The sequence below is a fragment of the Polyangium sp. 15x6 genome (assembly GCF_029960785.1).
GTDB lineage: Bacteria > Myxococcota_A > Polyangia > Polyangiales > Polyangiaceae > Polyangium.
Genome location: NZ_JASBQE010000021.1, coordinates 1 through 12,136, shown reverse-complemented (window position 1 = coordinate 12,136; position 12,136 = coordinate 1). Strand labels below are relative to the sequence as shown.

At 68.8% G+C, this 12,136-nt stretch carries 5 protein-coding genes; 2 read left to right on the top strand and 3 right to left on the bottom strand.

The genetic code is table 11. The features are described from left to right. Positions 1-228 precede the first annotated feature (228 nt). The gene (locus tag QHF83_RS17430; RefSeq protein ID WP_282418976.1) at positions 229-1,548 is read left to right on the top strand and encodes a tetratricopeptide repeat protein; all 1,320 of its coding nucleotides are present in this window, start codon (positions 229-231) and stop codon (positions 1,546-1,548) included. Positions 1,549-2,234: 686 nt separating this feature from the next. On the opposite strand, the gene QHF83_RS17425 is transcribed toward QHF83_RS17430, so the two are convergent. From QHF83_RS17425 to QHF83_RS17415, 3 genes are all read right to left on the bottom strand, one after another. Further along, positions 2,235-5,042 carry a hypothetical protein gene (locus tag QHF83_RS17425; RefSeq protein WP_282418975.1) on the bottom strand — a complete coding sequence of 936 codons (2,808 nt, stop codon included), beginning with the start codon at positions 5,040-5,042 and terminating at the stop codon, positions 2,235-2,237. A 319-nt stretch (positions 5,043-5,361) separates the two neighbouring features. Further along, entirely contained in the window at positions 5,362-7,305 is a 1,944-nt protein-coding gene (locus QHF83_RS17420) for a HEAT repeat domain-containing protein (RefSeq protein ID WP_282418974.1), read from the bottom strand. Positions 7,306-7,336: 31 nt separating this feature from the next. Beyond that, positions 7,337-8,872, bottom strand: a complete 1,536-nt coding sequence (locus tag QHF83_RS17415) for a glycosyltransferase (RefSeq protein ID WP_282418973.1) — start codon at positions 8,870-8,872, stop codon at positions 7,337-7,339. 226 nt (positions 8,873-9,098) lie between these two features. On the opposite strand from QHF83_RS17415, the gene uvrA reads away from it, so the two are divergent. After that, positions 9,099-12,014, top strand: a complete 2,916-nt coding sequence (gene uvrA, locus QHF83_RS17410) for an excinuclease ABC subunit UvrA (RefSeq protein ID WP_282418972.1) — start codon at positions 9,099-9,101, stop codon at positions 12,012-12,014. Positions 12,015-12,136 lie beyond the last annotated feature (122 nt).

Sequence of the window (12,136 nt, the reverse complement as noted above, 5' to 3'; positions counted from 1 at the left end):
TCGCCGGGGTTTCACCCCGGACCCGACCAGGGGCTCTTCGCCCCTGGACCCGAACCAGGGCGCAGCCCTGGACCTTTGGTGCATCGACCGCGATGCGGTCGATGCAAAGGGAGCGGGTGATACCGTCTCGCGCGTCGTTCGCGTCCTGGACACGTGTGCGCGTGATCCCGCGCGGCAGGCGCACGACCGCGGCGTGCGCGTCGCATGTGGATGTGCGAGGCTCGGTCCGTGCGCAGCCACCGTGCACGGGCTTTGTGCCTGGGCCGCCGCGCGCTCGCGGGCCCTCTCTGGGCGACCCTCCTGCTCGTGCTTGCGTCCTGCACGGCAGCGCCTCCGCGCCACGGCGGCGAGGTGTTCGGCGACGATCGCGACGCGCTGCTCGACGAGGCAAGGCGCGCGGCGTGGGGCGGGGATAGGCCCGCGGCGCGGCGACGCTACGAGGTGCTCCTCGCGCGGGATCCGCAGGACGACGAGGCGCGAACCGGGCTCGCGCGGCTCGACGCGTGGGACGGGCATCACGCGCGCGCGGCGGCCGCTTATCGTGACGTCCTCTCGCGCCACCCCGACGACGACGACGTCCGCGCCGCCCTCTTCGACGTGCTCACCTGGCAAGGCCTCTGGGACGAGGCCGAGGCAGTCCTCGACGCGGCGAAACGCAAGGACTCCCCTACCCTGCTCGCTTGCCGAGCGCGGCTCGAATACGCGCGGGGCGACCTCACGACGGCGCACGGGCTCGCGGAGCGAGCGTATGCCGCGTCCGGGGGGAACACCGAACTCCGCGCGCTCGCGCGGCGTCTGTCCACGGGGTATGCGCGGGTCACCACACGGGTCCTCGTTTTTCCCGCGCCCATGCCGACGCTCGGGCAGGTCGAGGTCGAGGTCTCGCAGGCGTGGCGCAGGCTCATCCTCGGCGTCGAGACCGAGCATGGCGGCCGCCCCTCGACCGCATCGGGCGGCTGGGCCTACGGCGCGACCTGGGGCGGCCGGGCCACGTGGCTCTTCGGGCATGGTTTTTCCCTGGGCGGCGAAGCGGCGTTCGGCGCGCCGGCCGAGAGTGTCCCGATGCTCCGCCTCCGCGCGCACGGCACGGCGCCGATCCGCCCGTGGCTCACGAGCGGTCTTTCGTACACGTACCGTCGATACACGGGCGGCATCGCCACGCACGGGGCGAGCCCCACGCTCGGCGTCACGATCGGCGACCAACTCCGGCTCGACGCCACGTACTGGCTCACGCACGTCCGCGTCGAGGATCCGCAGGGCGCGAGCGAAAGCCGGCTCGTGCATGCATTCTCGTTCTCGGCGGGCCGCACGTTTCTGCCGTGGTTCGCGCTCCGGGCCGGATATGCGCATGGCGCCGAGGCCGAGCGATTCCCGGCTGCGTTCCAGATCCTCGACCTCGTCACGGATACCGTGCACGTCGGCGCGGACCTCTGGCCGTACGATTTTTTGCGCGTGATGCCGCTCTACAGCCTCACGTTCCGTGGGCCTCCCGGCGCCGAGCGCGCCGCGCTGCACACCTTCGAGATCGGCGCGCTCGTGCGCTGGTGAATGCGGGCGCGGGGGGCCGGACCGCCGCGCCGGGGCTCTGCCCCGGGCCCCGCGGGGGCTGTCCGCCCCTCGACCCGGACCAGGCACGGCCTGGACCGAGGGTGGAAGAACTGCGCGGAGCGCAGTTCTTCCAACGGGACTTCTCGGTTGAAAGGCTAGCGCTGCGCCTTTGCCATGAGACCGACCGGTCACTCGGTCTCCCTGGCCTCCCCGCGCACCTGTCCTGCGTGTCACCCGCTCTTGCGGACCGGGATCGCCATGTTCCACACGTGTCACCTCGCCGAGCCACACCCGCGCGGGACCTCTCCACGTGTGTCCCCCGCCCTTTCCGAGCGCCGGGACGGCCTGCCACGTGTGCCCATGCAGCGACGAGCACGGATCCGCTCGCTGCCACACGTGTCATCCGCCCGACCCGAACGGCTCTCGCGATCGACACACGTGTCAGACCCCTCGCCGGCACAGCACCACCACCTGACACGTGTACAACCCGGCCCGTTCGATGAACTGCGCATCGCGCAGTTCATCGACCCCGAGTCCAGCGCTTGCGCTGGTCCGGGTGCAGGGGCGGACAGCCCCTGCTGGGGCCTGGGGCAACGCCCCAGCGCAACGGCCCCCAGATGAAACCAATGCTCAGTGCCCGGACGAGAGGGGGACGCGAGGCGTCCCCCTCGGGCGAAAACGGCGCTTCAGGGCGTGCTCAGGGGATTGGCGGGATTGCTGCCCGCGGCTGTCTCGTCGCCGTCGAGGTATCCGTCGAGATCCCGATCGATACCGATGCGCACGCCGGAGCCGGGCGGCACGCAGGTATACGTGAGCGACTTGTTGGTCCCGAGGTAGACCGAACGCAAGATCGCGTCGGGGACCGGCGCGATCGCCTGCCGATCGACGGCGAAGCGCTGGATCTCCGGGAGGTAGAGGTAGCCGACCTCCACGTCCGAATAGGCGCCCGAGGCCCCCTTCGCCACGAGATCACATTCGAGGGCGTCCGCGCGCTGCAGCAGAAGCTCGATACGCGCCGCGGCCGACGCCTGGTTCGCCACGGTGAGCGTCACCTGTTGCCCGACGATGGGCGCGAAGTTCGTGTCGAACGCGAGCTGATACGCTTCCATGTTGCGCTTGATCTGGTCCCCCGCGGCGCCGACGGGGATCCCAGGCTGGACCGTGATCAAGTCGGGAAGGATCTCGGGGAGGACGGGGGTGCCCGCGTCGAAGACGCCGCTCCGGTGGAACAACGTCGGGGTGCTCCCGTCGTGGGTGAAGCCGAAGCCGCGGATCTGGTCGCCCATGAAGGGATCGGGCTGCTCGGAGCCGAAAGCGACGGCGGAGCCGAACATGCCGACCTTCTGGTACTCGTTGCGCAGGTGCACGTTCTTGAAGATCTGCGTCGCGCCGCCGAACCCCGAGAATCCATCGCCCCCGAAGAACCCCGGGAAGCGATCATCCGGGTTCGCATTGGGATTGCTCGGATGGCACGTCGCGCAGGCAGCCGGGCCGATGACCGGCGTGTTGAAGAAGAAATCGCGACCTGCCTGCTGCGCGGGCGTCAGCGAATTGTCGAGGTTCCGGATCGGGTTCGGCGGATAGGCGACCTGGAGGATGAAGTCCGTGAACTTCTGCATGTCCTCGTTGCTGAGCTGCGCCGTCCGGCCGAGCAAACCCACGAACGCGGGGTTGAAGTTCTTGAAGGCGGCCTCCTCGTCGAACGCTCCCTCGCCCGGCTGCGCGCTCGGCTCGTCATTGCCGCCCGTACGGTCGGCGCGCCAGTGCATCGGGCCGTGGTTTGCCATTCCGCGCAGGCTCTGGGTCGCCATCGGACCCTTCATCGGATGGAAATCGGGATCGACGAACAAGGGCCCCTTGAACGGGCCGGGGTTGTTCAGCACCGTTCCGTCGGGATTGCCGAGATCCCAGGAGAGGTCGTCCATGTCGCCGAAGACGTGGCAGCTCCCGCAGGCCGCCTCGCCATTGCTGGAGGAGAGCCGCGCGTCGTAAAGGAGAGCCCGCCCCTCCACGATGCTCTCCGGCTCGGGGCTGTACATCTCGATGTGGGCGATTTCCTTTTGCGTCGACAGATTCACGACGGAGAGCCCATTGTCGAAGCGCGTGAGGACGTACATGCGCCCCCGGCCCTCGTCGAGGACCATGCCCGTCGGTCCGCCGCCGCTCAGCGTGATGTGGCTCGCCGCGCTGGGAACGAAGCTGTTGTTCTCCAGCGCGGCCGTATTGAACACGCCGATCTTCGAGGACCCGAACGCGGCCACGTACAGGGTCGTGCCGGAGTTCGACACGGCCATACCGAGCGGCTGGGCGAGGCTCTTCTGGTTCACGGAAAGGGGCGCCGGCCGGACATCGTAATCGATGTGCTTGTTGAGGTGCCGCGGGGCGACGCCCCCGGGGCCGAGCACCGTGATCCGGCTCTCGTGAAGGTGGCCTTGCAGCGTCTCGCCGGCGAAGAGCCCATCCCCCTCGAAGCGCAGGTCGTTGCGGGCCTCGGTATTGCTGACGTACACCCTCCCATTGACGGGATTGACGGCCATGTTGAAGAGGATCGTCCCCACGCCCGCGAAGGATCCCGCGGCGCCCGCGAGCTGCTTGGGCGGGTTCGCGTTGGCGTCGATGACGAAGACGTCCTTGTCGGGCAGCGAGAAATTCACCGCGTCGTCCCAGGGGCGGCCGAGCACGTCCCGCCAGGACGTGCCGTCGTGCTTCACGAGGACGCCGACCTCGGGCGCGGGGATCCCCTGGAAATTGGTGTTCGGCCCGGGCACGCCGCCTGCGTCCTCGCCGCCGTTCGGCACCAGGGATTCGTCGACGATGGTCGTGCGATTGCCCGAATGAAAGACGGCCGCATAGACGCGCGAGCCGTCGGGCGTGGCCGCGAGGGCGCGGGGCGTGTCGCCGAAGAGGTTCAGGATCTTGAGCGGCGTGCCGCCCATCGTCGTGCCGAGGTTGTAGGCGTCGAAGACCCAGACGTCCGCGCGGCCCACGCCGGGCGTCGTGAGTTGAGGGTCGAAGGGCGCATTCTGGCCGCGGTGGGCCGTCGTGATGAACGCGCGGCTCTTGCTCGGCCCGGCGAAGACGATGTCGCGCGGCTCGTCGCCGACGTGGAGCGTGCGCACCACGGAGCCCCTGCCCGCGCCGTGTACGTTGACGATGCTCACGCTGTCGGACAGGTGGTTGACCACCCAGACCTCGCTGTTGCTGCGCGCCGCGACCGCGACGGGCTCGAGTCCGACGGGCACGGAGCCGGTATGCTCGAGGATGCCGCTATATGTGAGCCGGAAGATCTCGAGGCGATTGTCGGGTGTATTGACCACGAACAAGAGGTGCCCGCTCGGGGACATCGCGACCGGACGGACCTGGCCGCTTTCGAACAACGTATAAGGTGACGCGGCAGGCGCCGCCACGGCCGCCTCCGCGTTCTGCGAGAACGTCGCGCCGAGCGCGGTCCCCAAGAAAACCAAGCCTTTCAATCCACGGAGCACGGATCGCATGAGACCTCCCAGGGCAGTGGCGACGGCCATGCACACGCCGCCATCGATACAGGAAGAAAAAGCGCAGCGGGAGGATTGCCCGCAAAATGGGTTCTGTAAAGGTAGGATGATCCCGATTACGACGGGAATTGCCTCAGCCAGGATCTCACGGATGGCATGGACGAGGCCCCATCACGGTTCGTCCGCGGCTCGCGCGCGCCCGCCGCGGCCGGACGATGCGCGGAATGGGAAGGACGCTCTTCGTCGCGCGAGAGCGGCCGCGCCGGAGCTCGGGTGGAAAACGGCGGAGGAACGTCCCGACGGCGCCGGGACGGCGCCGTCAAGCAGCGGTCTCGCCGGCCTCTTCCAGGAACAGCTTTCCGGTTGTTCGTCGGGACGCACCATTCCGCTCGGACGGCGCCGCCTCCGAGGATCGCCGCCCCTTCTTGTCCTCGCTCGCGCCCCCGAGCCCGAGCGCCTGGGACGCCTCGAAGACCACCTCCGGCGACGGATCCGACAGCGCCCGCACGAGCGCCGGCACCGCGAGCCACCGCTCCTCCGCCTGCGCGAGGCTCCGCGCCGCGAGCCCACGCGCTTCCGCGGATGGATCGCTCACCACGACCTCCGCGAGCGCCGCCGTCGCCTCGGGCCCTCGCCGCTCCGAGAGCTCCAGAATGGCCCGCAGCCGATCCTCGAGCCGCGCCGCGCGCCGCGCCGCAATGGCGAAGCGCGACAGCGTCACCGTCCTCGGGCCACTCTCGGCCGGACACACCGCGCCCACCTTCGCCTCGAACGCCCGCGCGATCGCCTCGCCCTCCGCCTCGCAGACGGCCCGCGCCGCCGCCGCGGAGGTCGAATCCGCCATGAATGCCCTCGCCTCGGCGACCCACGTCTCCACGCCGGCGAGCGCGCGCGCCACGATCCACGCCGCCGGCGTGATGCCCTCGGGTTTTTCCCTTCCGAGCATCGTGATCGCCTGCTCGCCGCCGATCCGCCCGAGCGCGAGCGCCGCGCACGCGCGCGCCTCCACGGCCGCGTCGTCGAGCGCTCGCCCGAGCGACGCCGCGTGCCGCGCCGAGCCGATCTCCCCGAGGATCCGGAACACGCCCGCGCGCACCGCCCCCGACTCGTGCCGCGCCGCCGCAACGATCGCCTCCGACAAACCCGCGCGCCCCACCGCCACGAGCGCCGCGCGCGCCGCCGCGCGCCCCTCGGCCGTCCCCTCGCCGAGCGCCGCGGCCCAGGCCGATACCGTGCCGAGCCGATCCATCGCGAGCGCCGCGCTCCGCCGCACGTCGTCGCACGGATCGAAGAGCGCCCGCTCGATGGCCGACCGATCCTTCGGCGACAATGCCGCGAGCGCGTCGACCGCCCGCGATCGCACCTCCGGATCCGGATCGCCGAGCGTGGCCACGAGCGTCCCGACGACCTCCTCGTCGCCCACACGCGCGAGCGCCGCCGCGGCCCGCGCGCGCACCGCGCTCGACGGATCGCCGAGGACCGCGCTCACGAGCGGCCGCGTCGCCCGCAGATCTCCGATATGGCCGAGCGCCTCCGCCGCGGCCGTCCTCGCCGCCGCATTGCCGTCGCCGAGCTGCGCCACGAGCGGCAATGTCGCCCCTGGATCCCCGATTTTCCCGAGCACCCGCGCGGCCCAGGTCCGCGCCTGCGCGCGCTCGTCGTCGAGCATCCCCACGAGCGGCCGCACCGCGTCCGATCCGAACGAAATGAGCGCCTCGGCCACGACCTTCGCGCCCCCCTCGCCCTGCGACGCGAGCGCCTCGCAGAGGTGCGGCAGGACCGCGATGTCCGGGATGGATCCAATGGCCTCGGCCGCCGCGAGCCGCACCGTCGTATCCTCGTGCGGGTCCGCGAGCGCCGACGCGAGCACGGGGCTCGCCGACGCGACGCCGAGCTTGCCGAGCATTCGCGCCGCGTGAGCCCGCTCGTTCCACGATTTCGACGCGCGCAGCGTGCGCTCCCAGGCCGCGCGCAGCCCGAGCTCCTCGCATACCAGCGCGCACCGCGCCTCTTCGTCGAGCGCCTGCTCCAGGACGGCCTGAATCGTGCTCCGATCGAAGCCTTGCGCGAGGGATCTCGCCACACGCGCGGCCGGCTCCGCGCGTAGCCTCGAGAGCACCTTCCGCGCGGCCGCGAGCCGCTCGACCGCGCGCCGCTCGCGCCGCCTCCGCAGCGCCTCGCGCCCGATCACCGAGATCCCTGGCACGAGCGCGAGGACCGCGATCCCGAGCCCCACGTACAGGACCAAGACAAGGACACTCACCGTCTCCCTCGATCCCTTTCGATTACCGACGTCAGGCACGCTGCGCGGCGGGGGCCGCGGGCGCAAACCCTTTGCGCCCGAACTTGTCCCAGCCCTTCTTCCCCTTCAAGAAATCGTAGAGCCCCCGGAGCTGCCAGAACACGAGGTACTGGCGATATCCGAGGTTCGACAAGAACCCCACGAAAACCAGCACCACCGCGTCCCAGGCCCGTGGATACGGAACGAGCGACGCCGCGCCGTGAAGCCCCCGCCCGGGCCGCGCCGAGAACGTGCACAGCACGACCGACAGCGTCGACAGACAGAAATTCATGGCCATCGCGAGCCCCAGGAACGCGAGCAATGCCTTTCCGGAGAGCGCGCCGAAGATCGTCGTCAAGACGAGCAGCAAATATCCCACGCACTCGATCGGCGGCGCGAGGGCCTCGAACACGAGCTGATACGGCATCGCGAACATGCCGATCTGCCGGAACTGCGGGCGGAACAGCATCGCCCGGTGATAACTCATGACCTCCCAGAGCCCTCGGTACCACCTTGCTCGTTGCTTTCCGAGGTCCCGATAATTCTCGGGCGCCTCCGTCCACGTGACCGCGAAGGGCAAACAGACGATTCTCCCCGGCCTGCCCTTGTCGAGCAGATACCGGTGGAGCCGCACCACGATTTCCATGTCCTCGCAGACCGTGTGCGCCCCTTCCGTGCAGTATTCGATGCAGATCCTGGAGCGAACGTGGCGCGTGAGAAAGCCACCGACCTCGAAAAGCACGTCGCGCCGGATGAGCGCGAAAACCCCGGAGAGGATGAGCACCGCGTTGTCCTCGGACAGGGCCGTCCGCCCCTTCGCGAAGGAGCGCATGTATTCCACGATTTGCAGCTTTCCTATGAGGTTCGTGGGCAGCGCGAGCTCCTTCACCTCGCCATCACGGATGATCGATCCATTCGAGAGCCCGACCTGCACGCCGACGGCGACGGTATCGTCGGGCGACTCCATCACCTTGCGCACGGCGAGCAGGAGCGCGTCCGGGACGAGCAGGCTATCGGCGTCCATGCTGGTCACGAATTCGCCCGCGGCGACGCTCGTCGCCGCATTGAGGGCGTCCGCCTTGCCGCCGTTCTCCTTGTCGATCAAGACCATCCGCTTGACGTTCTCGGGCAGGCCCGTCCGGCACTCCCACATTCCACGCACCTCGGCCGTATCGAGCCCGCTCGCCCGCTCGAGCACGGCCGGGACGAACGGGAACGCCGCGAGCAGAACCTCGACCGTCCGGTCCTTCGATCCGTCGTTGCAGATCACGATCTCGTAGGCCGGATATCGCAGGCGGAGCTGCGACTTGAGGCTCTCGACGATCGTGACCTCCTCATTGTAGGCGGGCACGAGCAAGGAAACGACGGGCAAGAATGCGTCGCGCTCGGAGAGCGCCGCGGGCCGGACGAGCTCGGCCGTGAGCTCGCGTCGTATCCTTCGATAACTGACCAAGACAAACCGAAGGTTGAGCAGGAAAAACACGGTTACGTACCCGACGATCACCAGATCGAGGATACGCAGGAGCCAAACGAGCGCGCCCAATGCCACACCCCCAAGTCCCTCAGAGCCCCCCCTGGGTCAGGACGCACCGCGCTTCCTGGTCCCCAAAGTCTCCGGGGTGGTCACGAAAGTGCCATTCTACCGTGTTTCTCGTAACGCGGTATACACGAACGTATATTCGAATGGGAACGGACATGGCGTTTCGGGAAGACACGGACGGACGAACGTGCTATGGGCAACGCGCGCGCGATCCACCGAGGACAAACCACCGCCCATGCCCAAGACCAGGACGAAGAACGAGATCCCCGCCGCCCGCGAACCCGATTTCATCGTCGTGAAGGGCGCCCGCGAGCACAACCTCCGTATCGAGCAGCTCGAGGTCCCCAAACGCAAGCTCGTGGTGTTCACCGGGCCGAGCGGCTCGGGCAAGTCGAGCCTCGCGTTCGATACGCTGTATGCCGAGGGCCAGCGCCGGTACGTCGAGACACTCTCGGCCTACGCCCGGCAATTCCTCGGCCAGCTCGATCGCCCGTCGGTCGAGCACGTCTCCGGCCTCTCGCCCACGATCGCCATCGAGCAAAAGAGCGCCTCCTCGAACCCGCGCTCCACCGTCGGAACGATCACCGAGATTTACGATTACCTGCGCGTGCTCTACGCCCGCGCCGGCGAGCAGCGCTGCACGACGTGCGGCAAGGCCGTGGCCTCGCAAAGCGTCGACGAGATCGTCGAGACGCTGCTCGAGCTGCCCGAGGGCAGCCGCGCCACCCTGCTCGCGCCGCTCGTCGTGCACAGGAAAGGCGAGCACAAGGAGATCTTCGAGGACCTCGCGACGCGCGGCTTTTCCCGCGTGATCGTCGACGGCAAAATGGAGAAGCTCGATCCGCTGCCGAAGCTCGACAAGAAGCTCTGGCACGACATCTCGCTCGTCGCGGATCGCATCACGGTGCGCGCCGAGGATCGGCCGCGCATCGCCGAGAGCATCGAGCTCGCGCTGCGCGAGGGCAAAGGCGAGATGATCGTCGACGTCGAGGGCGAAAAACCCCGACCCTTCAGCCAGGCGCGCATGTGCTGCGGCAAGAGTTATCCCGAGCTCAGCCCGCAGAGCTTCTCGTTCAATAGCCCTCTCGGCATGTGCCCGAAATGCAGCGGCCTCGGCACGCGGCTCGAAGCGGATCCGGACCTCATCGTGCCAAACCCGGCGCTCTCGCTCCGGGAAGGCGCGATCGCGCCGTGGGCCTCGGCGATGTCGCGCGGCGAAGGCTGGACGTTCCGCATCGCGGACGCCGTGGCCAAAGCGACGGGCGTGGATCTCGACATGCCGTTCGGAAAGCTCCCGGCGAAAAAACGCGAGCTGATTCTGTACGGGCTCGAAGGCAAGAAGATCGCGGTGCAATGGGGCAAGGAGGGCTCGGAGAGCCACGGGACCTTCGGCATGAAGTTCGAGGGCGTGATCCCGAACCTGGAGCGGCGCTTCCGCGACACGGCGAGCGACATGGCGCGGGATCTCTACCGGAAGTTTTTCCGGGAAATGCCCTGCGATGCCTGCGAAGGAAAACGCCTCCGCCCGGAGACGCTCGCCGTCCTCGTGACCGAAAAGAACATCGCCGACGTGACGTCGATGACGGTGGGCGGCGCGATCGATTTCGTGGAAAAACTCACGCTGCCCGGCGGGAAGGCCCGGATCACGGAGGGCGTGAAGCGCGAGATCGAGGCGCGGCTCGGCTTCTTGATGAACGTGGGGCTCGATTACCTGACGCTCAATCGCTCGGCGACCACGCTCTCCGGCGGCGAAGCGCAACGCATCAGGCTCGCGAGCCAGCTCGGCAGCGAGCTTTCGGGCGTCATGTACGTGCTCGACGAGCCGAGCATCGGCCTGCATCAGCGCGACAACGAAAGGCTGATCGCTACGCTGCGGCGCCTGCGCGACCTCGGCAATACGGTGGTCGTGGTCGAGCACGACGAGGAGACGATCCGCGCGGCCGATCACGTCGTGGACTTCGGCCCCGGCGCCGGCCACGAGGGCGGGCGCGTACTCTTCGCCGGCACGCCCGAGGCGCTCTCCGAGGCGAAAGGCAACGTGACCGGCGATTACCTCTCCGGCCGCCGTCGCATCGAGATCCCCGGCGAGCGCCGGAAGCCGAATGGCTGGATCAAGATCAAGGGCGCACGCGAGCACAACCTGAAGAACGTCGACGCGCGCCTCCCGCTCGGCGTCCTCTCGGCCGTGACGGGCGTGTCCGGCGCGGGCAAGAGCTCGCTCGTCAATGGCATCCTGCTCCCGGCGCTGAGCCGCGCGCTGCACGACGCGACGGGCCCGGTGGGCGCGCACGATTCGATCGAAGGGCTCGACGCGCTCGACAAGGTGATCGCGATCGATCAGCAGCCGATCGGCCGCACGCCGCGCTCGAACCCGGGCACCTATACAAAAGCGTTCGACCACATCCGCGAGGTGTTCGCGCTCTTGCCCGAGGCGCGGGCGCGCGGCTGGGATTCGGGGCGATTCAGCTTCAACGTGAAAGGCGGGCGCTGCGAGAGCTGCCACGGCGACGGCGTCGTGAAGGTCGAGATGCATTTCCTCGCCGACGTGTACGTGCCCTGCGAGGTCTGCGGCGGAAAACGCTACAATGCGCAAACGCTCTCCGTGCGTTTCAAAGGGAAAAACATCACCGACGTGCTCGAGTCGAGCGTGGAGGAATGCCTCGGGATGTTCGAGCACCACGTGGCGCTGAAGCGGATCCTGACGACGCTCGTGGACGTGGGCCTCGGTTACATGAAGATCGGTCAGCGCGCGACGACGCTCTCCGGCGGAGAAGCGCAACGCGTGAAGCTGAGCCGCGAGCTCGGAAAGACCCAGACCGGCCGCACGCTCTACGTGCTCGACGAGCCCACGACGGGCCTGCATTTCGAGGACATCCGGCGCCTGCTCATCGTGCTGTCGAGGCTCGTCGACGCGGGGAACACGGTCGTGGTGATCGAGCACAACCTCGACGTGATCAAATTCGCCGATTGGGTGCTCGATCTCGGCCCCGAAGGCGGCGCGCGCGGCGGGCGCGTGATCGCGGAAGGCGCGCCGGAAGCGGTGGCGCGCGTGCCGGAGTCCCATACGGGGCGGTTTTTGGCGGAGATCTTCGAGCGCGAGCAGGTCAAAGCGAAGGCCAGAAACGGGAAATCCGTACGGGCGCACGCCTGAGTGGGTGCTCCACGGCGTTGCGCCGGGGCGCTGCCCCGGGCCCCGCGGGGGCTATCCGCCCCTCGACCCGGACCAGGGCAAGCCCTGGACCTTTTGTGGAAGAACTGCGCTTCGCGCAGTTC

Coding starts and splice junctions, on each gene's coding strand:
- uvrA (WP_282418972.1), top strand. CDS start 9,099: ATGCCCAAGACCAGGACGAAGAACGAGATCCCCGCCGCCCGCGAACCC.
- QHF83_RS17425 (WP_282418975.1), bottom strand. CDS start 5,042: ATGCGATCCGTGCTCCGTGGATTGAAAGGCTTGGTTTTCTTGGGGACC.